Source organism: Acinetobacter sp. WCHA39 (assembly GCF_002165385.1).
Lineage (GTDB): Bacteria > Pseudomonadota > Gammaproteobacteria > Pseudomonadales > Moraxellaceae > Acinetobacter.
On the sequence record NZ_NHRP01000013.1, the window covers coordinates 36,436 to 60,901 of the forward strand.

The 24,466-nt window shown below is 40.0% G+C and carries 25 protein-coding genes and 1 pseudogene; 12 read left to right on the forward strand and 14 right to left on the reverse strand.

Annotated elements, in window-relative coordinates:
- Positions 1–257: 257 nt before the first annotated feature.
- The 3 genes from asd to pncB all read right to left on the reverse strand — a co-directional run bounded on the left by asd (position 258) and on the right by pncB (position 3,260).
- On the reverse strand, positions 258–1,109 hold the full coding sequence (gene asd, locus CDG56_RS08360) for an archaetidylserine decarboxylase (protein WP_087547573.1): 852 nt from the start codon (positions 1,107–1,109) through the stop codon (positions 258–260).
- Positions 1,106–1,954: a sulfurtransferase gene (locus CDG56_RS08365; protein ID WP_087547574.1), complete on the reverse strand. Its 849-nt coding sequence runs from the start codon at positions 1,952–1,954 to the stop codon at positions 1,106–1,108. The genes asd and CDG56_RS08365 overlap by 4 nt, the downstream gene beginning before the upstream one ends.
- Positions 1,955–2,054: 100 nt before the next feature.
- Positions 2,055–3,260, reverse strand: coding sequence for a nicotinate phosphoribosyltransferase (gene pncB / locus CDG56_RS08370; protein WP_087547575.1), 1,206 nt, complete (start codon positions 3,258–3,260; stop codon positions 2,055–2,057).
- A 151-nt stretch (positions 3,261–3,411) separates the two neighbouring features.
- On the opposite strand from pncB, the gene dtd reads away from it, so the two are divergent.
- The gene (dtd, locus tag CDG56_RS08375) at positions 3,412–3,852 is read left to right on the forward strand and encodes a D-aminoacyl-tRNA deacylase (RefSeq protein WP_005157019.1); all 441 of its coding nucleotides are present in this window, start codon (positions 3,412–3,414) and stop codon (positions 3,850–3,852) included.
- 47 nt (positions 3,853–3,899) lie between these two features.
- Here the strand turns inward: dtd and CDG56_RS08380 are convergent, their stop codons facing one another.
- From CDG56_RS08380 to serB, 3 genes are all read right to left on the reverse strand, one after another.
- Positions 3,900–4,379 (reverse strand): hypothetical protein, encoded by a 480-nt coding sequence (locus CDG56_RS08380; protein ID WP_004659770.1) that lies wholly within the window; start codon positions 4,377–4,379, stop codon positions 3,900–3,902.
- Positions 4,380–4,527: 148 nt separating this feature from the next.
- Positions 4,528–4,863, reverse strand: coding sequence for a ciprofloxacin tolerance protein AciT (aciT, locus tag CDG56_RS08385; protein ID WP_087547576.1), 336 nt, complete (start codon positions 4,861–4,863; stop codon positions 4,528–4,530).
- 405 nt (positions 4,864–5,268) lie between these two features.
- Positions 5,269–6,489 (reverse strand): phosphoserine phosphatase SerB, encoded by a 1,221-nt coding sequence (gene serB, locus CDG56_RS08390; protein ID WP_004659767.1) that lies wholly within the window; start codon positions 6,487–6,489, stop codon positions 5,269–5,271.
- 97 nt (positions 6,490–6,586) lie between these two features.
- Between serB and CDG56_RS08395 the strand changes: the two genes are divergently transcribed.
- The 8 genes from CDG56_RS08395 to glmS all read left to right on the forward strand — a co-directional run bounded on the left by CDG56_RS08395 (position 6,587) and on the right by glmS (position 14,804).
- The gene (locus CDG56_RS08395) at positions 6,587–7,867 is read left to right on the forward strand and encodes a hypothetical protein (protein ID WP_087547577.1); all 1,281 of its coding nucleotides are present in this window, start codon (positions 6,587–6,589) and stop codon (positions 7,865–7,867) included.
- 210 nt (positions 7,868–8,077) lie between these two features.
- Positions 8,078–9,199, forward strand: coding sequence for a bifunctional 3,4-dihydroxy-2-butanone-4-phosphate synthase/GTP cyclohydrolase II (gene ribBA, locus CDG56_RS08400; RefSeq protein WP_087547578.1), 1,122 nt, complete (start codon positions 8,078–8,080; stop codon positions 9,197–9,199).
- Positions 9,200–9,210: 11 nt separating this feature from the next.
- On the forward strand, positions 9,211–9,681 hold the full coding sequence (ribE, locus tag CDG56_RS08405; RefSeq protein ID WP_004659764.1) for a 6,7-dimethyl-8-ribityllumazine synthase: 471 nt from the start codon (positions 9,211–9,213) through the stop codon (positions 9,679–9,681).
- A gap of 3 nt (positions 9,682–9,684) precedes the next feature.
- Positions 9,685–10,134 (forward strand): transcription antitermination factor NusB, encoded by a 450-nt coding sequence (gene nusB, locus CDG56_RS08410; protein WP_004659763.1) that lies wholly within the window; start codon positions 9,685–9,687, stop codon positions 10,132–10,134.
- A 15-nt stretch (positions 10,135–10,149) separates the two neighbouring features.
- Complete coding sequence (gene thiL / locus CDG56_RS08415) at positions 10,150–11,067, forward strand: thiamine-phosphate kinase (protein WP_087547579.1); 918 nt, start codon at positions 10,150–10,152, stop codon at positions 11,065–11,067.
- Positions 11,045–11,566: a phosphatidylglycerophosphatase A gene (locus tag CDG56_RS08420; RefSeq protein ID WP_004659761.1), complete on the forward strand. Its 522-nt coding sequence runs from the start codon at positions 11,045–11,047 to the stop codon at positions 11,564–11,566. Before thiL ends, CDG56_RS08420 begins: the two co-directional genes overlap by 23 nt.
- Before the next feature lie 22 nt (positions 11,567–11,588).
- A complete protein-coding gene (gene glmU / locus CDG56_RS08425; RefSeq protein WP_087547580.1) occupies positions 11,589–12,953 on the forward strand; it encodes a bifunctional UDP-N-acetylglucosamine diphosphorylase/glucosamine-1-phosphate N-acetyltransferase GlmU in 1,365 nt (454 codons plus the stop codon).
- 12 nt (positions 12,954–12,965) lie between these two features.
- Positions 12,966–14,804, forward strand: coding sequence for a glutamine--fructose-6-phosphate transaminase (isomerizing) (gene glmS / locus CDG56_RS08430; protein ID WP_087547581.1), 1,839 nt, complete (start codon positions 12,966–12,968; stop codon positions 14,802–14,804).
- 58 nt (positions 14,805–14,862) lie between these two features.
- On the opposite strand, the gene CDG56_RS08435 is transcribed toward glmS, so the two are convergent.
- From CDG56_RS08435 to pncA, 3 genes are all read right to left on the reverse strand, one after another.
- Positions 14,863–15,501 carry a YitT family protein gene (locus CDG56_RS08435; RefSeq protein ID WP_005157043.1) on the reverse strand — a complete coding sequence of 213 codons (639 nt, stop codon included), beginning with the start codon at positions 15,499–15,501 and terminating at the stop codon, positions 14,863–14,865.
- A 214-nt stretch (positions 15,502–15,715) separates the two neighbouring features.
- Positions 15,716–16,180, reverse strand: coding sequence for an Lrp/AsnC family transcriptional regulator (locus CDG56_RS08440; protein WP_087547582.1), 465 nt, complete (start codon positions 16,178–16,180; stop codon positions 15,716–15,718).
- Positions 16,181–16,271: 91 nt separating this feature from the next.
- Entirely contained in the window at positions 16,272–16,904 is a 633-nt protein-coding gene (gene pncA / locus CDG56_RS08445; protein WP_087547583.1) for a bifunctional nicotinamidase/pyrazinamidase, read from the reverse strand.
- A gap of 290 nt (positions 16,905–17,194) precedes the next feature.
- On the opposite strand from pncA, the gene dapA reads away from it, so the two are divergent.
- From dapA to purC, 3 genes are read left to right on the forward strand one after another with little or no spacing between them, the layout of a single operon-like run.
- Positions 17,195–18,088, forward strand: coding sequence for a 4-hydroxy-tetrahydrodipicolinate synthase (gene dapA / locus CDG56_RS08450; protein WP_005157049.1), 894 nt, complete (start codon positions 17,195–17,197; stop codon positions 18,086–18,088).
- Positions 18,089–18,103: 15 nt separating this feature from the next.
- Positions 18,104–18,706: a hypothetical protein gene (locus tag CDG56_RS08455; protein ID WP_034602567.1), complete on the forward strand. Its 603-nt coding sequence runs from the start codon at positions 18,104–18,106 to the stop codon at positions 18,704–18,706.
- Positions 18,707–18,742: 36 nt separating this feature from the next.
- Positions 18,743–19,462 carry a phosphoribosylaminoimidazolesuccinocarboxamide synthase gene (gene purC / locus CDG56_RS08460; protein WP_004659747.1) on the forward strand — a complete coding sequence of 240 codons (720 nt, stop codon included), beginning with the start codon at positions 18,743–18,745 and terminating at the stop codon, positions 19,460–19,462.
- Between the two features lie 98 nt (positions 19,463–19,560).
- Here purC and CDG56_RS08465 read toward each other — a convergent pair.
- The 5 genes and pseudogenes from CDG56_RS08465 to CDG56_RS08485 all read right to left on the reverse strand — a co-directional run.
- Positions 19,561–19,925 (reverse strand): annotated as a pseudogene (locus CDG56_RS08465) (amidohydrolase family protein); the annotation flags it as partial.
- A 23-nt stretch (positions 19,926–19,948) separates the two neighbouring features.
- Complete coding sequence (locus CDG56_RS08470) at positions 19,949–21,067, reverse strand: acyltransferase family protein (protein ID WP_087547584.1); 1,119 nt, start codon at positions 21,065–21,067, stop codon at positions 19,949–19,951.
- Positions 21,068–21,197: 130 nt separating this feature from the next.
- Positions 21,198–22,472: a replication-associated recombination protein A gene (locus CDG56_RS08475; RefSeq protein WP_171295132.1), complete on the reverse strand. Its 1,275-nt coding sequence runs from the start codon at positions 22,470–22,472 to the stop codon at positions 21,198–21,200.
- A gap of 82 nt (positions 22,473–22,554) precedes the next feature.
- On the reverse strand, positions 22,555–23,721 hold the full coding sequence (gene ampC, locus CDG56_RS08480) for a class C beta-lactamase (protein ID WP_227519054.1): 1,167 nt from the start codon (positions 23,719–23,721) through the stop codon (positions 22,555–22,557).
- Positions 23,722–23,874: 153 nt separating this feature from the next.
- Positions 23,875–24,327, reverse strand: a complete 453-nt coding sequence (locus CDG56_RS08485) for a YcgN family cysteine cluster protein (RefSeq protein ID WP_034602613.1) — start codon at positions 24,325–24,327, stop codon at positions 23,875–23,877.
- Between the last annotated feature and the right edge of the window lie 139 nt (positions 24,328–24,466).

Genomic DNA, 24,466 nt, shown 5'->3' on the forward strand with positions numbered 1-24,466 from the left:
ATGAATCCTCTTCATATTGAACATTAAATCCAGTTGTCTTTGAAAAACAACTTGTTAATTCTTTTTCAAGAAATTGTAATGAAAATTGATTTAAATTTTCATTAAGTAAACAATAAAACCAAAATCTATTTCTCCATAAATTTAATGTACTAATTTCAATAGTAATAATTATAAATAACTCTTAAAATTAACAGAATACGCCTTATACAAAATACGTAAAAAAGCCCCTATCTTGGGGCTTTTTATAATTTTACTAATTAAATCGAATGACCTAAACGCTCACCCATCACCACAGTTGAGTTCGCTTTAAACTGCTCTTCCCACACCATTTTATCTTTTTCAAATAAAACCACAGCAGTAGAACCTAAGTAGAAACGACCTAACTCAGCCCCTTTATCTAACTGCATTTGGTGATGTTGTAATTCAACACGACCTGTTGGTTTTACTTTACCCGTTGCAACAGTTTCAATGCCTGCAACAATCATTGCGCCGACTAAGACCACCGCCATACGACCAAGTTCTGTATCAAACAAACATACCATACGCTCATTACGCGCAAACAAACCTGGTACATTTTCAGCTGTAGTTTGGTTGACTGAGAACAACTCACCTGGAATATATAACGTTTCAGTCAACGTGCCAGCCAATGGCATATGTACACGATGATAATCTTTCGGTGACAAATAAACGGTTGCAAACTGACCATCAATAAATGGTTTTGCCAGTTGTGGATCACCAATTAATTTCTCAACAGAAAAGCTTTGACCTTTGGCTTGAAAAATATCACCTGCTTCAATTTTACCCAACTGTGAAATCGCACCATCCGCAGGACACACGATACTATCCGCTTGTTCATCTACACCACGTACACCTTGTTTTAATGCACGAGTGAAAAATTCATTAAATGATTTATATTGATTTGGATTCGTTTGTTCGGCAATGCTCATATCAATGCCGTATTTTGCTTTGAATGCTTGAATCACAGCAGTTTTCACCAAAACGTTTTCACTTGCTGCAACTTTGCCAATAACACGGCTCAGTTGATGTTGCGGTACTAAATTTTGTGCTTTGATAAAAAGTTGTTTTTTTAAATCTGCTGAAAAACTCAAGACGGTGACTCCCCTGAAATAATAGGACTATCGAGGCGATTGCCCCATTCACTCCACGCACCATCGTAGGCTCTGACTTGCCAATTGAGCAATCTTGCCAATATATACGCCAAACCCGAACGATGATGTGACTGACAATACACCACCACAGGTTGTTGTAAATTAAAGCCTAATTGTTCTAAACGTTGTTGAGTGCGTTCAAGCGGGTGTAATTTTAGATGATTTTCACGGTTTAGGGCAGTACTCCATTCAAAATGCAATGCATTTGGGATGTGACCACCGCGTCGCGCAGCTAAACGTAGTCCAGTATATTCTTCGTTAGTGCGACAATCCCAGAGCTGAATATTCTGTTCTTGAACCTGCTGAAGCAATTCATTGTATTCAACTCGATACTGTTGCACGCTATTCAAATTAACTTGTACAAGCTCGCTCACAGGGATGACTTTATCTATATCTGCTGTGGTTGGTAAGCCTGCCCCCAACCAAGCATGAATCCCACCATTAATCAAACTGGTGCGGTTAAAACCAAGACAATGTAAGTTCCAGATTAAACGCCCTGCCCACGCCCCACCTTCATCGTCATAAACGACAATATGATGTTGAGATGAAATATTTAATTTTTCGACGAGAGCTTGTAAACCTGCTAGATCAGGTAACACCCCATTCGCCTGTTCATGCTGTGCAACCAAGAATTTAGGTTGTAAATGAATGGCATGAGGAATATGCAATTGTTCATAAACCGATGCTCGGCTTAAATCAACGACACGAATCAGCTCATGTCCTAAATAAGGTACAAGTTCTTCAGGCTCAATCAGTAAACCCAGTTTAAAATCTACATCAGTCATTTTTATGCTATTTCTATCCGCATTGAATCAATTTTAACATAGCCGACTTTTTATCTTTGTCTGATTTTTTGCTTTCAATTAGCAGAAAATCAGCTATAGATTAGCTGACCTCTTCGATCTCAAACACCTGTCTTAAATATGCAAGGAAAGTTTCATTGTCAGTCATGGTTTTACCTGAACTATCGGAAATTTTGGCCACCGATTGACCATTACACTCCACGAGTTTTAACACGATATTGAGTGGAGTCTGCCCCATATCATTGGTCAGATTTGTCCCAATACCAAAACTAACTTGAAAACGATCTTTAAAATATTGATGCAATAGCCATGCTTTTTCTAAATTTAGACCATCACTAAAAGTCAGCATTTTGGTTTTGGTATCAATCTTTAATTTGCGGTAGTGCGCATACGCTTTATCCCCCCATTCATAGGGATCGCCACTGTCATGACGTAAGCCATCAAAGAGTTTGGCAAAGTACAAATCAAAATCACGTAGAAAAGCATCCATTCCAACCACATCGGTCAAAGCAATGCCTAAATCACCACGATATTCTTGTACCCATGCTTCTAGAGCCGCTTTTTGAAAATTACGTAATCGCACATCTAAAGCTTGAAACGCTTGTAAAAACTCATGTGCCATCGTCCCGATTGGGCTAATACCCAGCTCTTTAGCAAGTAGAACATTACTGGTTCCACGAAACACTTTTGGTGCAACCGCATAAAAGGCTTGTACCACATGTTTTTGCCATTCAAAACTATAACGACGGCGTGTGCCAAAATCCGAAACTAAAAATGGTGGATCACTCTCTTTTTGTTCTTTTGCATATTGTTCTAACTGAAGTAATTTCTGTTGTAAGCGACGCTCACCTTCCGCCAATACCTCATCGTTACGGATACGGCGGAAATACAACTCATTGACGATCGCCAATACAAAAATCTCAAACATCATGGCCTGAACCATCGGCCCTTCAATCCGAATATCCAACCGACCCGATTCATCAATACTGGCTTGGATAAAACGTCTTTTTAGCTGGAATAATTCAAGGTAATCAACAAAATCACTTTTGATGAAACGTAAAGAACGAAGATATTGCAACTCATCTTCAGAAAAACGCAATTCACAGAGTAAATCAAGCTGATGATTTAGATCTTCTAAAATCTCAACCAAAGGATAAACCGTATCTTCTAAGTTTCGACAGCGAAATAAATACACGCTATGCGTCTGTGGAAATTGATGCAACACCACTTGTAGCATGGTGAATTTATATAAGTCAGTGTCGAGTAAAGATCGAATAATGGCAGACATAGCGGATGGTTATAACCGATTCTTTTGCATAATAGCTATTGTTATACAATCAATTGACTCATATTGAATAGTAGACTTTTGCTGCACAACTCATTTTTATATGCGGTGTCTGTTACACTGCCTCACTCTATTTCACCTATTTTTTAATCTTATGCGCGCATTAATTCAACGAGTTTTAGAAGCGAAAGTCGTGGTTGAGGGTCAAACCACTGGCGAAATTCAGCACGGCTTACTCGTATTCTTAGGTCTAGGTAAAAGCGATACTTTAGAGCAAGGACAAAAGCTCATTGATAAGATTCTAAAATATCGAATATTTGATGATGAACAAGGCAAAATGGGGTGGAATCTAAGCCAAGCTCAGGGTGGACTTTTATTGGTTTCACAATTTACTTTGATGGCGCAAACACAAAAAGGCTTACGCCCTGACTTTGGACCTGCCATGCCGCCAGCCGAAGCGAAAGCTTTGTATGAGCAATTGGTTGAGTATGCACGTCAACAATTTGCTCATGTCCAAACAGGTATTTTTGCTGCTGATATGAAAGTTCATTTAATTAATGATGGGCCTGTGACTTTTAATTTAGAAATTGAATAAATGAGACATAAAAAAACTCCCTTTTAGGGAGTTTTTTTCAGGTTAGTTTATTTACCTGTTTTTTCTTTAATAAATGCACGTGCTTGGCGAATTTTTTCTTTTACTGGTTTTGGCACTTTCGGTGGAATCAATTTAGCTGCTTGGTTAAACCAAACTAACAAGCTGAAGTCACCTTCCATTTTAATGCTGCCATCTTGCATACCTGTCATGAATGCAGTTGGATCACCCTTCACCAAAGTTTTTACGCCTTGCTCACTTGAAGCAAATTGCAAAATAAAATCAGCTTTTTCAGGACTACCCGCAACCGTATCAATTTTGCCACGATTAACAATAATCTGACGTGCCAAACCTAAATCTGTACCAATTTGAATACGAAATTCACGATCATGAACCAATTCAATAAACTTTGGGCTCGTACGTGCCAATTGCTTCATACGTAACGCCAAACCTGCCACTAATAGATCAAGTGGGTCAGTGCTTACATCAACGATCGGTAACTGAATCACAGGTAAAGAAGAAAGCTTCATGACATTTATGCCTACAGTATAATGATGAAAATTAAGACAACCGTATCCTAGCACAATTGTCGATATGTCTGTAAAAGCTTTGTTGCAGAAAGTTAGCACAAAAAAGGCATGCTGAGCATGCTTTTGATGTAGTTCAAATTATTATAAATTATCGGCTAGAACATTGTTGTTGGTCATCCTTGTAGACTGGCGTATGTTCAATATACTGACGTTTCGCCAATTGCTTTTGTGTTTGTTTGTCTTCACGTAAAAGTATGAATGTAACCGTTAGCATCGCAAGGCTCAGGGCTGTCAAATAACTATAGGCGACCGACATTTCGAACATGGTTTGCATACCAAAGCGCACCACTTCTAATAGTCCCCAACTCAACATACCCGCTAGCATAAAGCCTAACCAACGACGATAAGGAGAAAAGAAAACAGCAATAACTGCGACAGCGATTAAGCCAAATCCAACCCACATGGTGAAATTCGCTGCTTCCATAGAAACCTCCGTCTTTAAAAGGTGGTTTGGATCGTGTCCAAACCTCATATTTGTTCTGTAATCTCTAAACAATATTCGGTGTTGCATTAACGTCTTTATGCATTATGGAGGGTTTTTTATAGAAAAAAAGAGCTTGAAATTAACCATACGACACAAGGTGTCGCAATATGCTTTTGTCATTACATTTTTTTAAATTACAAAAGCCTCAAAGTGCTATATAGCATCAATTGCGGCGTGTCATTACAAAAAAATATAGCTCTTTTTAATCATTCAGAAACTTTTTTCAGAATTTTTTTATCGTTGTTTTTCTATACATTTAGACATAAATATGACGAATTAATGACGCTTGTAGAATAAATAAAACCGCTTCGAAAGCGGCTTTATTTACATCTAAGAACTCGCGTGTTAAGCACGATTTAAATCTTTATCATGCATACCCAATAAGTACAAAACACCATCTAAACCTACACTCGAAATCGCTTGATTCGCATTTTGACGAACAAGTGGTTTAGCGCGGAACGCCACACCTAAACCTGCGATTGATAGCATAGGTAGATCATTAGCACCATCACCAACAGCCATCGCCTGCTCTAATGAGATTCCCATTTTGTCTGCCAATTGACGCAATAATTCAGCCTTACGTGCGCCATCCACGATTGCACCTTTGACTTCACCTGTCACCAACCCGTCTTGTACATCTAAAATATTGGCATGTACCTCATCAATACCGAGCTTTGCTTGTAAATATTCAGCAAAATACTGGAAACCACCCGATAAGATTGCAGTTTTATATCCCAATGCTTTCAGTGTCGAGATTAAACGTTCCGCCCCTTCCGTCACGGTTAAACGTTCTGCAATTTTAGGTAATACAGAAGCATCCAAGCCTTTTAACAATGCAACACGTGCACGAAAACTTTGTTGGAAATCGAGTTCACCTTGCATGGCACGCTCAGTAATTTCAGCGACCTGTTCACCGACACCTGCTTCTAGCGCCAATTCATCAATCACCTCTTGTTCAATCAAGGTTGAGTCCATATCAAAACAAACCAAACGACGATTACGACGGTAAGCATTATCTTCTTGTACCGCTACATCAATATTCAGCTCACCTGACAAACTCAAACATGCAGCTCGCATCGCTTGTGCATCCAACATTTGTCCACTTAAACCAAACTGAACACAGGCACGACGTGGAAATTGGCTTTCTGCATCGAGATCTAAACGACCAGATAAGCGTGTTACTGTTTCAATATTGAAGCCCTGACTCGATACAATTTTAGTGACTGCCTGCAAATGCGCAGCGGTAAGCTCTGGTGCAAGTGCCGTCACGATATAACGGGTACGCCCACCTTCACTCACCCATTGATCATATTCTGCGTTGGAGATTGGTTTAAATCGCACAGTTAAGCCAATATCATGTGCTAAAATCAAAATCTCTTTCATTGCTAATGCTGTTGCAGTCTCATTATCCGAAGCAACAACAATTCCTAAAGTGAGTTGATTATGGATAACAGCCTGACCCACATCGAGTATTTGCAAAGAATGCACGGAAAGTACCTGCATTAATCGAGTAAACTGATTCGGTTGATCTGGTCCTAAAAAGGATATAAGAATGATTTCACGCATGAATTGACTCGTGTTTGAGCGACAACTATTGTATGTAAGAATCATAACATAACCTGACCTGAATCTATTTGACTCTTATTTATCTTGGAAGTTTAACTTGAATGCGCCACGCCAAGGGCTATTTGCTAGCCTGCTGATCGTAAGTTTTGCACTGCATACCTTTTTACTGGTGATTGCAACGACACATCAACTCAATGAAAACCGCACCAGTCAGGGACAACTGATGACCAGTCAGCTTGTGGCAGATAGCCTTTCAGAACTGGAACCTGCCAACACGGTCTCATTGGCACTGGTGGCCAACCGTTATGCAACCAACCCAAGTGTCGCATCCATTCGTATCCTCGATGCCAATAAACAAGTCCTTGCAACCAGTGGTATGGCAAAGACGCGTCAAGGTGAGGTCTTTGTTCGAGATGCACTACAAAATGAAAAGAAAGTTGGAACGGTTGAAATTACGCTTATCCAACCAAGTATTGGTGAAATCTTACGCACGCAGTGGCTGGCGATTTTGGCATCTTTATTTATTCATGGGTTGATCTGGTTGGCGTATCGTGCCATTGCACGTCCAACACGTAGTGAATATTTAGCCCGTATCAATCAGGAAAATCATCTTAAACATGAAATTCAACGTTTAACTCAGGCTCTCGCACTTGAGAAGCAAAATACAGTCACGTTAGTTGCACAAGCACAGCAACAGGCAAAAGCTCAACCAAAATCACGTATTGAAAAAGCTCCAACAACAGATCAACAAGTCAATTTAGATCATCAAACCGTCGCACTGAATATCCAGTTTTATGATCCAAAACAACTGTTGAGCAGTGTCAACCAATCCGTTTCTGTACCTTATTTTAAACTCTGTCAATTATTCTTGGATAAAAGCATTGATCTCTGTGCGAAGCATTACCAACTCGACGCTGCACAAATGAACGTCGTTCAAGAATTTAATGCTGAAGGCGCAACCTTGTCGACGACATCAGAACATCCCCATGCATTAGAATGTCTGATGATGATTGGTGCTGTTTTCCAGTTATTGGCAGATGTTTTATATAAGCGTTATCGTGAAGATAAACGTTTTGCACTACAAACGCGCGGTGCTGTTGCTAGTGCTGTAGAAGCGATGCAATTAGATGCGATTGAGGCAGCCAAGCGCTTAACTCAACACTTACATGCCAAGGAAGCAGCTTTACACCTCAATCATGAGCAACTCAAAACGGTTCAAAATAGTTATGAATTAGTTGTGATGCCAAATCCGAGTAGTATCATGACTCGTCATGCCTTTATGATTAATGGGATGAATGAGCAATGTGCCACCGTAGCACAAAACCTGCGCACTGAAATTTTGATGGGTAAAAAAGTAAAAGCTTCGACTGAATCTTAGCTCGATCGAATGTATCGGTTCAAATTCAAAATGCAACGCTCCCTTACAGGGCTATAAATGCCCATTAGGATAAAGCGTTGCTTTATTATTTGCTTGATTCACTTTTTTAATTGATAAAGAAGCACAGGCGAAATTTATTAAAATACGGTAAACTACACCAGATTTATCGAATACTAGTGCCCTAAAAGGCAGCATAAAAGGTGAAAGCGAATGCCGCTGAGTCGTGTTGAAGAGCTTGTCGCAGATATTCGTGCAGGCAAAATGGTCATCCTAATGGATGATGAAGATCGTGAAAATGAAGGTGACTTAGTCATCGCTGCAACGCATGTTCGCCCTGAAGATATTAACTTCATGATTACGCATGCGCGCGGCCTAGTTTGCCTAACTTTGAGTCGTGATCGCTGTAAACAGCTTAATTTACCGTTAATGGTAGATCAAAACGGTGCACAACATGCCACTAACTTCACGCTGTCGATTGAAGCAGCTGAAGGGATCAGTACCGGTATCTCCGCTGCTGAACGCGCGCATACAATTCGCACCGCAGTTGCAGCACATGCTAAACCAAGCGATATCGTTCAACCTGGTCATATTTTTCCATTGATGGCTCAACCAGGCGGTGTATTGCACCGCGCAGGTCATACGGAAGCAGGGTGCGACCTCACCCGTTTAGCAGGTCTAGAGCCTGCCTCTGTTATCTGTGAAATTATTAATGAAGACGGTACCATGGCACGCCGTCCAGACTTAGAAGTTTTTGCAGAAAAACATGGTTTAAAAATCGGTACAATTGCGGATCTGATCCATTACCGCATGACCAATGAACAAACGGTTGAACGTTTGTCTCAAGAAACCATTGATACTGAATACGGTACATTTGAACTGTATAAATATCGTGAAATTGGTAATCCAGATATCCATTTAGCTTTGGTAAAAGGTGAGCCGAAAGAAGGCGTGACCACTGTTCGTGTCCATGGTTTCAACCCTGTTCGTGATCTTTTAAAGCTTAATAAAGCCGATGGTTCTCCAGCATGGAATCTTGATCTTGCAATGAAAACGATTGCTGCAAGTGACCGTGGTGTATTGGTTTGGATTGGACAAGATCACTTGGAAGATTTAGGTCATGCCATTCATCATTTGAACCAACCAAAACCACTGAAATCAAATGCAGCTCTATCGCAGCAATATCAAACAATTGGTGTCGGTGCACAAATTTTACGTGATCTTGGTGTTGAGAAAATGAAGTTGTTGAGTTCTCCACTTCGTTTCAATGCTTTATCAGGATTTCATTTAGAGGTAGTGGAATATATCACTGCCGATCAAATCACAGCAAAATAATCGAGGTTGCTATGGCAATTCGCCGAATTGAAGGTTTATTACATCTCGCAAGCGAAGGTCGTTATGCGATCTTAGTAGGACGTTTCAACAGCTTCGTAGTTGAACATTTACTTGAAGGCGCGATCGACACTTTAAAACGTCATGGCGTTTCAGAAGATGCGATTACTGTTATTCACGCACCAGGTGCGTGGGAACTTCCTATCGTTGCAAAAAAATTAGCGGCTTCAAACAAATTTGATGCCATCATTGCACTCGGTGCAGTGATCCGTGGTAGTACACCACATTTTGATTTTGTTGCAGGTGAATGTGCGAAAGGTTTAGGTGTAGTTGCACTTGAAAGCACAATGCCTGTGATCAATGGTGTCTTAACCACAGACAGCATTGAACAGGCAATCGAACGTTCAGGTACGAAAGCAGGAAACAAAGGTAGCGAAGCTGCATTGACTGCAATCGAAATGGTTAACTTATTAAAGGCAATTTAAAGCATGTCGCAAACACTTCAGGCCGCTTATGCAGCGAAACGCAAAGCACGTCGTTTTGCTGTACAAGGGATTTATGAATGGCAAATGAGTCATAACCCTGTCCATGAAATTGAAGCACGTACACGTGTAGAAAATGCGATGCACAAAGTTGACCTTAACTATTACCATGAATTACTCACTCAAGTGGTTGCTCAACATGAAGCTTTAGATGAGTTACTCATCCCTGTACTTGATCGTGAGTTAACTGCACTAGATGGTGTAGAACTTGCAACCTTACGACTTGGTGCTTATGAATTACGAGATCATCTCGAAGTTCCATACCGCGTTGTACTTGATGAAGCAATTGAGCTAGCAAAACACTTTGGTGGTGCAGACAGCCATAAATACATCAATGGTGTATTAGACCGTCTTTCATCAAAGCTTCGTGAAGCTGAAAAACAACAAGCAAAATAATAGGCTTGATGTTGCATGGCTGAGTTTTCAATTATTGAGCGGTACTTTAAACGTACATCAAAATCTGATGTCAGTTTAGGTATCGGTGATGACTCAGCCATTGTTACCCCTCCTCCCTCACAACAACTCGTGATCTGTGCAGATACATTGGTTGCTGGTCGACATTTTCCCTTAGATACCTCTGCCCATGCCATTGGCTGGAAAAGTGTCGCGGTCAATTTATCTGATCTCGCCGCAATGGGTGCAAAACCCCATAGTATTTTACTCGCACTCAGCCTCCCTACCGTTGATCATGACTGGTTGGCTGGATTTAGTCAGGGTCTTTTTGATTGTTGCGATCAATTTGGTGTTAGCCTAATCGGTGGCGATACTACTCAAAGCACCCAACTCACTATAAGTGTCACCGCTTTAGGCTGGATTGAACAAGGTCAGGCCATTACCCGATCAGGTGCACAAGTCGGCGACTATGTCTGTATTAGTGGACAGATTGGTGATGCCGCGTTTGGATTACGACACTTAGGACATCCTCTGCAACAACGCTTAGATTATCCAACGCCACGTTGTAACTTGGGACAGCAGCTAAAAGGTTTAGCCTCAAGTATGATTGATGTTTCAGATGGACTCGCACAAGATTTAGGACATATTCTGAACGCCTCAAAAGTAGGTGCAACATTACAGCTTGAGCAGCTTCCGATAGATTATTCACTAAAACAATTAGATTTGAGACAAGCTTTGCATTATGCGCTTGCAGGTGGAGATGATTATGAGCTGTGCTTTACAATATCACCGCAAAATTTTGAAAAACTGTGGCGACAACAATTAGATGTTCCGCTTACAATAATTGGCAAAATTACCCAACAAACTGGATTGTTATTTGAGTATATGGGTGAAAATTACCCACTACAAATTCATGGATACCAACATTTTGCATAAGCCTCCCATTCACTTCAAACAGATGACTTGGTTCGATCGCTGCATCGTTTTCTGCGGGGTTGGATTTGGTTCTGGTCTCAGTCCTAAAGCACCGGGAACATTTGGTTCTGCATTTGCATTGTTATTTACACCATTATGGTTATATCTCGGTTTTAATTTGAGTGTTTTAGCAATTTTTATCATGTCTTTGGTGGGCATATACATCTGTGGGCAAACAGCGAAAGTCATTCATGTACACGATGATGGTCGAATTGTGTGGGATGAATTTGCAGGACAATCTATTACGCTCCTACCCTTGCTCTATCTACAGCAATTAAATTGGTTATGGGTCATTGTCGGTTTTATTTTTTTCCGTATATTTGACATCTGGAAACCATTTCCGATTAGTTGGGCAGACCAAAAAGTTACTGGTGGTCTAGGGATTATGCTTGATGACATCATTGCAGGTCTTTGGGCTGCGCTTTGTATTTTTATGATTCATTTTTATTTTTTGACTTAAACCATTGATATTAGAGTTAGTTATGTCAACAACTGTTATTATTCTTGCAGCGGGGAAAGGAACGCGAATGCGTTCACAACTACCAAAAGTATTACAACCATTGGCAGGTCGTCCACTTTTAGGACATGTGATTCAAACTGCAAAAAAATTACATGCCCAAAATATTATTACGATTTATGGTCATGGTGGTGAACTCGTTAAGCAAAGCTTTGCTGCTGAACAAATAGAGTGGGTTGAACAAGCAGAACAGTTAGGAACAGGTCATGCTGTTCAAATGACTCTCCCTGTATTACCTCAAGATGGTATTTCTTTGATTTTATATGGGGATGTTCCACTCGTTCGTCAAAGCACGCTTGAGCAGTTGCTTGAAGCTTCTAGCCAATCTGGTATTGGTATGATCACCCTAAATGTTGAAAATCCAACAGGCTATGGTCGTATCGTTCGTCAAGCAAATAAGATTCAAGCGATTGTTGAGCATAAAGATGCCAATGACGAACAGCGTCTAATACAAGAAATCAACACGGGCATTTATTGTGTAAGTAATGCCAAATTACATCAATGGTTGCCAAAACTGTCTAATAACAATGTTCAAGGTGAATATTACCTTACGGATATCGTGGCAATGGCTGTTGCGGATGGCTTAGAAATTGCTTCAATTCAACCTGAGCTTGAATTTGAAGTTGAAGGTGTGAATGACCGCCTACAACTTGCAACTTTGGAACGTCAATTTCAGCAACAGCAAGCAAAAGAATTGATGCAACAAGGCGTACATTTAATTGATCCAAATCGTTTTGACCTACGTGGAACTGTGAAATGTGGTCAAGATGTACAAATTGATGTTAATGTCATTATTGAAGGTGATTGCGAATTAGGTGACAACGTTCAACTTGGCGCAGGCTGTATTTTAAAAAATACTCGTATTGCGGCAGGTACTAAAGTTCAAGCCTATAGCATTTTTGAAAATGCGATCGTTGGAGAAAACACTCAAATCGGTCCTTTCGCCCGTCTTCGTCCAGGCGCAAATCTTGCGAATGATGTGCATATTGGCAACTTCGTCGAAGTTAAAAATTCTAATATTGGTGTAGGCTCTAAAGCCAATCACTTTACTTATCTAGGTGATGCAGATATAGGTGCTGATTGTAATATTGGTGCAGGAACCATCACTTGTAATTATGATGGCGCAAATAAACATCGTACTGTGATTGAAGACAATGTATTTATTGGTACCAATAACTCATTGGTTGCACCAATTAAAATTGCTCAAGGTGCAACCACAGGTGCAGGCTCAACTTTAACTCGAGATGTGGCAGAGCATAGTTTAGCTGTTGAACGATCAAAACAGTTTGAAAAAGCAAATTATCAGCGCCCCCAAAAACTGAAAAAATAAGAGGATAAAATTATGTGTGGTATTGTTGGTGGCGTTGCTGAACGATGTGTAACTGATATTCTGATTGAAGGATTAAAACGTCTGGAATATCGCGGTTATGACTCTGCGGGTTTAGCGTTATTGAATAATCAACAAATCTTACGCGAACGTCGTGTAGGTAAAGTTGCAAATTTAGCTGAAGCAGTATCTGAGCAGCATTTGACTGGTAATGTAGGTATTGCACATACCCGTTGGGCAACCCATGGTAAACCGACTGAAAATAATGCTCATCCACATGTTTCAGGTGATGTCGCTGTTGTACATAACGGTATTATTGAAAACTACCAAGAGCTTAAAGATGAATTACAAGCGCTAGGTTATATCTTTACCTCACAAACAGATACTGAAGTTGTTGCTCATCTTGTCAACGATGCTTTAAAGCAAACTGATAGCTTACTTGAAGCTGTACAAAACGTTATTCCTCGCCTAAAAGGCGCTTTTGCACTGGGTATTGTGCATACCGCACACCCTGATGAACTGATCACTGTGCGTGAAGGTTCACCATTGGTGATTGGTGTAGGTATTGGCGAGAACTTTATTAGTTCAGACCAATTGGCTTTATTACCTGTTACTAATCGCTTCGTCTATCTCGAAGAAGGTGATATTGCGCGCTTAACACGTACGAGTATTGAAGTTTTTGTCAATGGAACCCGTGTTGAACGTCCAATCAAAGAACTAGATGCAACCGTCAGCAATGCATCAAAAGGCGAATATAAGCATTTCATGCTCAAAGAAATTTATGAGCAACCAGAAGCGATTCAGCAAACGATTTCACAAGCATTAAATGGCAATAATTTGCGTGAAGATTTTCTTCAACATGCCAATGCGGATTTTGACAAAATTCAGCAAGTACAAATCATTGCCTGCGGTACCAGCTACCATGCAGGAATGATTGCAAAATACTGGTTCGAGCAATTGATTGGCGTCCCTTGCCAAGTTGAGATTGCAAGTGAATTCCGTTATCGCACCCCAGTGATTGTGGCAAATACACTGTATATCTGTATTTCTCAATCTGGTGAAACAGCCGATACCTTAGCCGCGTTACGTGAAACCCAAAAACGTGCTAAAGCCAACAATATTGACATCAGCACCATGACGATTTGTAACGTTGCCACTTCATCAATGGTTCGCGAAACAGATCATCATTTACTCACGCTTGCAGGTCCTGAAATCGGCGTTGCATCAACCAAAGCCTTTACCACTCAACTTGCAGCATTGATGTTGTTGATCTTAAAAATTGGTCAAGTTAAACAACGTCTTGCAGATGCTCAATTGAAGGAAATTACAGAAGCGCTATGGCATTGCCCGAAAGTAATTTTAGATACTTTACAAGGCAATACTGAAATTCTGCGTCTATCAGCACTCTTCGTTGAGAAAAACCACTGCTTGTTCTTAGGACGTGGCACACACTTCCCTATCGCTCTAGAAGGCGCATTGAAACTGAAAGAAATTTCATACATTCATGCTGAAGGATATGCGGCTGGCGAGTTGAAGCATGGTCCATTGGCTTTAGTAGACAATGAGATGCCTGTCGTGATCTTGGCTCCACAAGATGAAATGCTCGATAAGTTAAAATCGAATATGGAAGAAGTTCAAGCTCGTGGTGGGGAATTATTTGTTTTTGCTGATGAAAACAGTGGTATTCATGGTAAAGATCGCCAACATGTCGTTCATGTTCCAGCCGTCAATGAATGGTTAGCACCAATTGTGTACAGTATTCCTGTGCAATTGCTCTCGTATCATGTTGCTGTATTACGTGGTACCGACGTTGACCAACCACGTAACCTTGCCAAGAGCGTAACAGTCGAATAATTACAAAATAAAAAAAGGAGGGTTAGCCCTCCTTTTTTATTGCCATTGATGATCAGATTTAAGCCACATAACGACTGCTTTTGTGGTTCAAAAGAATAATTGAATTTAAAATAACAGCCCCTAAAATTGAAATTAGAATCAATTTCCAATCTACGAAAAACAACGAAACTAATAAGATGGTAACATCAATTCCCATCTGTACTTTACCTGCTGGAATGTTAAAGCGTTCTTGTAAATATAGAACCAAGAGGTTGATGCCTCCTAAGCTTGAACGATGGCGAAATAAAATCAAAAAGCTTACCCCCATCAACACATTCGCAAAAATCGCAGCATAAATTGGATTTACACTAGATAAATGAAAAAAATGAGGAATAATTTCAGTAAAACCAGCTAATAATCCAACGGCAATAAATGTCTTGACGACCAATGCCATGCCCATTTTTTTATAAGCAAAATAATAAAATGGAATATTGATCAGGAAAAATAAGATGCCAAACTTCAGGTCGGTAATATAGTGGATCAACAACGATAAGCCCGCTGTACCACCTGTCATAATCCCTGCTTGCTGCAATAAATTCATGGCAAACGATAGAATGAATGTACCAATTAACATGGCCAATCCATCTTCAATCTTAGAGTGTTGGTCAATCACAGGCATGACTGGACTGACCAAAGATATATTCTGATCGGTATTCATAAGGATACAACTCAATAGGAGAAAAACAGCAGGGAGAAAGATCTTTCAAAGAAAGACATGGTATATTTGATCATTTTTATTCAAATTTCGCAATTTATTCTTATATTTTCACCATAAATGCAATTTATACTCAAAATATCCTTTTTTGAATAATCTTTATGCAACAACGTCGAATGCTTCAGTTTGAATGGTATTCATCTAAGAGAAAGATTTTTTACTTAATCGCGATCCCATTTTCTTTTAATTTTTCCAACACAATCGATGTATTTAAATTACTGACGCCAAAGTTACTAGATGACAAAATCCCAATCAATTTGACCATTTCATCTAAACTTTTGACTGCAACCTTCAGTGCAAAATCATAACTTCCTGTGAGTTTATGAATATCTTTCACCGCAGGTTCATTTAAAAGAAACTCAACAAAGCGATCGTGTGTCGCATCATTGTAGTTTTGCAATTTCACTTCAATAATACCCATGATCGGTGTCGGATCTGCACTTAATGCGATTTGCGCATAGTAACCCGTTATAATTTTATTTTGTTCAAGCTGAATACGACGACGTGAACATTGAGAAGTTGATAATCCCACCAATTCTGCTAATTCTTGATTAGCTAATCTTCCATTCATTTGTAAATAATGAATAATTTTCTGATCAAAATCATCAAGTTCGACTGACATAAAACGCTCAATTCTGTCTGAAGTTAGAGTTTAACTGATATTGATTTATCAGTTTTATAAGTTTAACGCCTTTGGATCAAGCGGCTCAAGCTTATGACAAAATTGTAGTCGATTGAATACGCTCAATCCCCTGCTCTAACATTCTTTGCCATGCGCTTTCTAGTGAACCATCCAAATCAATCGCTTTACAGGCATCTTCAATGACATAAGTTTTAAAGCCCATCTGTGCAGCATCTAAGGCGGTCCACGCCACGCAAAAGTCTGTGGCAATCCCTACGATATATACTGTATCAATTTGATGTTCTGTTAAATAACCCTTTAAACCTGTTGGAGTTTTACGATCTGCTTCCATAAAAGCAGAATAACTATCAATATCGGCATGAAAGCCTTTACGAATTATCAGTTGTGCAGTTGGAACATCCAGATCAGGATGAAATTCCGCATCGTGAGTGCCTTGAACACAATGTTTCGGCCATAACACTTGGGTACCATACGGCAATTCAATGGTTTCAAACGGTACTTTATCGTCGTGATTATCTGCAAAAGAAATATGTTGCTCAGGATGCCAGTCCTGTGTCAGCACGATATGCTCAAACTTTTTTGCAAGTTGATTAATAATCGGAATAATTTGATCTGCTTTTGCAACGGCCAAATTCCCCCCAGGAGTAAATCCATTTTGGACATCAACAACAATTAATGCGACATGATGAGTTTGTGTCTGCATAGCATGCTCCAGTTTTAAGCTTGTATTTTTACAATACCCTGCTGATTATGTTCTGGCTACTCATGTTTTCACTTTTACAAAAGATGAAAACGATTCAAGATAAAGATGAATTAAAGTTTTCCACAGTTTGACTAAAGCATATTGTTCTTATGCCTCCGATCAGTCATAATTTGCGTAATTGTCATTCGACCCGATCGAATTGTTGGATGACCAATCAAAATACTGCAACCATCCAATATTTCGTTTCAACTAATTCAATCTCGGATGGGAAAATAGGATAGTTTTTTAAAATGACTCAGCTAGCACAGAATATTCAAGGCTCAATTGTCGCAATCGTCACCCCTATGTTTGAAGATGGCAGCGTAGATTGGAAGAGTCTTGAGAAGCTCGTTGAGTGGCATATCCAACAAGGTACACATAGTATTGTTGCGGTCGGCACGACGGGCGAAGCGTCTACATTAAGCATGGAAGAACACACACAAGTCATCAAAGAAGTGATTCGTGTAGCCAACAAACGTATTCCAATTATCGCAGGCACAGGTGCAAATTCAACGCGTGAAGCGATTGAATTGACTAAAGCTGCAAAAGAATTAGGTGCTGATGCGGCCTTACTCGTTACGCCATATTATAATAAACCAACACAAGAAGGCTTATATCAACACTACAAAGCAATTGCTGAAGCCGTTGATATTCCACAAATTCTTTATAATGTACCAGGTCGTACTGGTGTCGATATGCAAAACGAAACCGTTATTCGTCTTGCTGATGTTAAAAACATTATTGGTATTAAAGATGCAACAGGCGACGTACCACGTGGTCAAGCCCTCATCGAAGGTTTAAATAATAAAATCGCTGTTTATTCAGGTGATGATGAAACTGCTTGGGAACTGATTTTACTGGGTGCAAAAGGTAATATCTCTGTAACAGCCAATGTTGCACCAAAGCAAATGAGCGAAATTTGTGAAGCTGCGTTAGCTGGAGATAAAGCAAAAGCACAAAGCTTGAATCAACAAATTGCAAATCTACACAATATTTTGTTTTGCGAATCAAACCCAATTCCTGTGAAATGGGCATTGCATGAGATGGGCTCAATTGGTACAGGTATTCGCCTACCATTAACCGCTCTAGCACAACAATATCGTGAACCGCTCCGCACAGATTTAAAAGCTGCGGGAATTATTTAATACGAGCAATTTATGATGCAATTACGTCTTGGTGTTGTCCTAGTCATTTCAGCTTTAAGTTTGGCTGGTTGTGGTCGTTTTGCCCTCAATAATCATTCTTTAGATTATAAAAAAGCACAAGCACTTGAACCACTCAAATTTCCTGAGGGCATAACGGCAAGACCATTTACGCCATTGTATCCAGCGCCTACGGTTGATCCACTTGCAATTGAGCATGCACCAAAGCTTGAAAATGAAAGTGGCAACCGCTATGCATTGCCTCGTCCAAAAGCGATGCAAAATTCAGCCGATAATACTTCAGCAACCGCTTCAACAGTGGGTCGTCCACAGCTTGTCACTGATGGGAATAAAAACCCATTACTCAAAGTTGATGGCCCGACAGCAAGTGCATGGCAATATACTTTTGCAACCTTGAGCAGCCTCAACTACAAAGTTATTTCACAAGCAGAAAATGGCTATGAAGCAACGATTAAGGTAGGTGATCAAAATTACCTACTTAAATTATCGGCTGTAGGCTCAAGCAATACAGTTGCGCTATTCAAACTTGATACAACATTTGCAGACCCTGCCGTTGCAGCTGAAGTGTTAACCCAGATTTACCAAAATTGGCCAGCCTAGTCGTTTACTAGGCATACTTTTTCAAAAGGTTCCCCCATGTTAAAACAAACCTTGCTCTATACTGGTAAAGCAAAATCTGTATATGAAACAGATAATGCTGATCACCTGATTTTAGTCTTTCGTGATGATGCATCAGCATTCAATGGCGAAAAAATCGAGCAACTAGATCGTAAAGGCAAGGTGAACAACCGTTTTAATGCCTTCATCATGGAAAAGTTGGCTGAAGCGGGTATCGAAACTCATTTTGAAAAGTTACTTTCTCCAACAGAAGTGCTTGTGAAGAAATTACAAATGATCCCTGTTGAATGTGTTATTCGTAACTACGCAGCAGGTTCATTATGCCGCCGTTTAGGTGTTGAAGAAGGTAAAGAGTTAACACCACCAACATTTGAATTGTTCTTCAAAGATGATGCGCTTGGCGACCCAATGGTCAATGAATCTCAAGCAATTGCTTTAGGTTGGGCAACAGCACCTCAACTTGAAAAAATGAAAGAACTGACTTACCAAGTGAATGATGTACTGAAAGCATTATTCGATGCAGGTAATATGATTCTTGTTGATTTCAAACTTGAATTCGGTGTATTCCACGATCGTATCGTATTGGGTGATGAATTCTCTCCAGACGGTTGCCGTTTATGGGATAAAGACACCAAGAAAAAATTAGACAAAGACCGTTTCCGCCAAGGTTTAGGTGGTGTGGTTGAGGCTTATGAAGAAGTTGCTGCACGTTTAGGCATTAACTTAGATAATATCTAAGCCTTAAGCCGCCGTTCTTAATAAAAAACCAGCCTGATTAAGCTGGTTTTTTATTGGTTTATCTAATTTCCCAGTTTCTGATAAATCAGATTCCCTTAAGTTATCGTGCCCTTATGTTCATCTTCAAAATATTGATAAGCTGCCCAATCCGTCATCGATTTTAAAGCCATATAGGGACTCACGCACTCATCTGCACCTAATACATAATTACTGCGTGTCACTCGATTTACAGTTGCATCTAACATCATCAAACTATTCGGCGGCACAACAGGTGCATCATGATGCTCTGTAAAAATAAGCTGTTTCTTCAAAGCACTTGCCGTTGGTGAAATGCGTGCTGCTCTCGCCTCACCTAAGTTTTGTTGACGATGCCAATCCCCCAATAGAACGTATGCAATGAGAAGAAAGATGGAATAATATCCAAGGCTTTCAGTTGATCCAGTTGATCGTCACGAATCGTTTGAGGACGAAATGAATACTGTGAAATTAAAATATCTTTGTAAGCCTACTAGAGACTTTAATTGCAATATCATCCACATAGCGACTATAGGGAGTAGCTAAAACAATACTTATCATCACTGTAAACAAACTCGCCCACAGACCCGCTACCCAATACGAAAAACCCAATTGAATATGAAATAGATTAAAACAAGGAATTGCTAAAGCATAAATCACAGCAAGATGAATTAAATAAATAGAAAATGAGATCTTGCCTAAGAAAACTAAAAATGGTGAATCAAAAAATTGTGCTAACCATTTGCCTTTTAATACCGCATACACGATACAAAAACCGCCAATAAAATTCAGATAATCGTAGGTTTGCTCACCTAAAAATTGAGCAAAAATCCGATAACTCAAACTCTCGTTATGCGCACCACAGAAATATAGCCCCAGCGTGAATAGCAACACAGATAGGCCTGTTGCTAATTCTGATGCATATAGAAGTAAACCCATACCTAAAATAAAACTCAGGATACCGAGTAATACAGTTTGTGAAATCGTATAGGCTGTCGCAATACTCAACAGCAAGAACAGACCTGCAAGCATCGGTCGTTTGCTATAAAAATAACTGGCGAAATAAATTACCAATGAACCGAGCAGCTCAATCTGCATCGTCCACAACACCCAGTTATAGCTTGAGTCCCCAAATAAAAATGCTCCGATACTACCCTCATACAAAGCTATACTTAATTTTGGATGAGGATTTGCCAAAGCTGCCCCCCATTCAGAAACATGCGTAACATCGACAGGAAGGAAACACACGAGGTAGGCAATAATACAAGAGATAAACGCGGGAATAGCCAAACGTGGATAACGCTTAATTAATGATTTTTTTAGTTTTTCAGCTGAATTTTTCTTTTTTAAACTCGATAAACTCAGGACATAACCGCTTAAAACAAAAAAGACAAAAACTGCGCCTGTACCTGAATAGAAGAATGCAAATGGGGAATGATAAAGTTGATCAAAAAAGGGATATTGAGGTACGACACTTAAATCAAAATGATGCATTTGGGGAAAGAAAGTCAGCGATAGATGTGACAATACAACTGCAAGGCAGGCTAAGCCTCGGATACTTTCCGCAGCATTGATTTTGTTTGTGATCATGGCAGAGCTTTATCATCCGTGATAAACGGCGATAATGCGACCTTTTTCCCTGACCTGTCTAGGGGCGCTTACAAAAAAAAGAATGCCCAAGCTATCCTTTCAAATCAGAGATTGGAACAAGATCGTCATATCATTGCTGCTGTTGTTCCTGCTGCCAACGGCGTTGCTGCAAACGTTCGGCTTCAACTTCACGTTTATTTAAGGCTCGCTCATACAGCTTCGTACCCCGCAACTCAGGCGGCAAATATTCCTGTAAAACAAAATGCTCAGGATAATGATGCGGATAGAGATAATCCACGCCATAACCTTGTTGCTTCATCAATTTGGTTGGCGCATTACGTAGATGCAACGGCACAGGTAAATTCGCAGTTTTTTCGGCAAGCTCCAAAGCTCGGTTAATGGCGAGATAGGTACTATTACTTTTCGGGCTGGTTGCGAGATATACGGCACATTGACCTAAGATAATTCGTGCCTCAGGCATGCCCACAGCTTGTACTGAACGGAAACACTCACCTGCCAACAACAAGGCATTCGGATTCGAGTTGCCAATATCTTCCGATGCTGCAATCAACATTCGACGTGCAATAAAAACAGGGTCTTCTCCACCTTTGAGCATGCGTGCCATCCAATATAGGGTCGCATCCGCATCGCTACCACGAATCGATTTGATAAATGCCGAAACCAAATCATAATGCTGCTCACCTGATTTGTCATAACGTGCAATATTCTGCTGTGCGACTTTAACCACAATTGCATTGGTCACGATATTTTCAATATCAGGCTCAAAAGTACTGGCAATTAAATCAATCAAATTAAGCGCTTTACGTGCATCACCCGCAGCAAATTGAATCAGCGCATCATATTCTTCAATCTGAATAAAACGCTCTTTCAAAAACTTATCACTTTGAATGGCTTTATTGATCAGGGTTTGAATCGCATCCGCATCCAGACTATTCAGGGTATAGACCTGACAACGGGACAACAGTGCGCTATTGACCTCAAAGGATGGATTTTCAGTGGTGGCCCCAATCAGGGTAATTTTGCCTTTCTCCACCGCACCCAGTAAGGCATCCTGCTGTGATTTATTAAAACGGTGAATTTCGTCAATAAACACTACTGGCGTAAGCAGATCACCACTTTCGGCAATCACTTCGCGCAGCTCTTTTACGCCCGTATTTAATGCAGATAAACTAATAAAAGGACGATCAACTGCCTGTGCCAATAACAAAGCAATTGTAGTCTTACCCACCCCTGGCGGCCCCCAAAAGATAATCGAAGGCAAATGCCCCTGATCAATCATTTGGCGTAACGGTGCATGCTCGCCGAGCAAATGATCTTGCCCGATGATTTCTGACAAATCACGAGGGCGTAAGCGTTCAGGTAAAGGAATATGCGTATCTGACATCATCACGGACTTTATACTGTTTTATCCTAGTCTATTGCGTCTGGTTCAAATCTACAATTTGAATCTGCAACCACGCGACATTCTATTGCGCAGTATTCTTTTGAAGTAACTGCTGCATGACATGGTAGCTTGCAGTAATTCGAGCTTCATTCGGAAAATTAGTGTTAGCGAGCATCACAATTCCAATCTTCTGCTGCGGAATAAATGCAGCATAGGCACCAAAGCCATTACTTGAACCAGTTTTATTAAACAATGTTGCTGCTGGAGCACGCTTTGGTTGTTTGATCGGTGTAACGATATGACTTTCTAAAGCCATTTTGCTGGAGTTACCTTGTAAAAGTGTTTCAAGCTTAACAGGATAAGCATATTGCTCCCAGCCTAGCCCTTGGGTCATCGCACCAACTTTAAAATATTCCACATGCGCTGTTTCAACCGCCGCTCTTAAAGGTTGTTTTAGCTTTTGTGGATGAAGTTGAATATCTAAAAATTTCAGCATATCGGAACTACTACTTTTCACTCCGTAAGCTTCAGCATCCAACATCCCAGCAGAAACGCGAATGGGTTGGTCATTTTTATAACCCCACGCATATTGTGGCATCTGCTGCTCAGATACTTGCACAAAACTCTGACTCAATCCCAATTGTGGAAAAAGTGTTTTTTCTAACAATTCAGAATAGGGTCTTTTCAATGCTAATGCCGTGATATACCCCATCAAACCAATGCTTGGATTTGAATATTGTCGTGCCGTACCAACGTTGGTCTTTGGCTGCCATCTTTGAAAATATTGAAGCATGTCCTGCTGACTAACAACTTCATCTGGAAATTGCAGCGGAAAGCCACCTGCAGTATATGTACCTAAATTTAAAATCGTAGCTTTATTCACTGCGGTATTTTTTAATTCTGGGAAATACTTGGCGGGATGATCCGACAATAATAACTGCCCTTGCGCCTGTGCATAGCCCGCCAAAGTTGCATTAAAGGTCTTACTGACTGAGCCAAGTTCAAATAAAGTATGGTTACTTACGGGTTGTTGGTTTGATTTTGATGCCAAGCCATAATTGATAAAATAATGCTTACCATCGAATGTGACACCGACCGCTAATCCAGGAATCTTATATTGATCTAATAATGGTTTAAATTGTTGATCTACAATTTCCCTAACTTGCTGCTCACTGAGCGGTTTTGCCCAAATCGAAGAATTACAGGATAAAAGCCCTGCAAGTAAAAAAAGCATTCTTGATGCGATCATGTCTATTTCCCAAACCCATTTCATTCAAACAAAAAGGCTCTCAAACCACATCGACCTCTCAGTGTTCATCATATGGGAATGTATAGATAAAATACTGCAAAAGTATTGTTTTTATTGATAAAAAACACAGTTATAAGAAATATATATCAAGATCTAACGTACCCAACGTACGACATAATCTTCTATATCATCTTCATTTATATCTTGTTCTGAAATACAGCGGCCGGCTGCTGATTTCTTCGCTTTAATCACACTCTGACGTGAGCCCGTATTTAAATAATGCCATGACGGTAAATTTTTACCTTCATTCAAACGACGATAAGCACAACTAGGAGGTAACCATGTAATTGTTTGCAGTCGTTCAGGTGTCAATTGAATACAATCTGCAACATGCTGTTGACGATTCGGATAATCAGAACAACGTGCCGTTTTACAATCTAATAATTTACATGCAACTTTGGTATATGCGACTTCTGCCGTTTCTTCATCTTCAAGCTTAACCAAACAACATAAACCGCAACCATCACACAATGCCTCCCACTCAGTATTATTCAACTGATCAAGTGGATATAGTTTCCAAAAGTTAGCGCGCAATTCGGTAGACATGGCAAATGTTTTAGGCTTTAAAAATTTGTGTTGATTATAGCATTTATTCTCAATCAAGCCGTTTTCCAAGCGACTTAAGCGATTAACAATACTTAAGTTATTGAACATTTCAACCACAGAAACACCACATTTGGTTCGA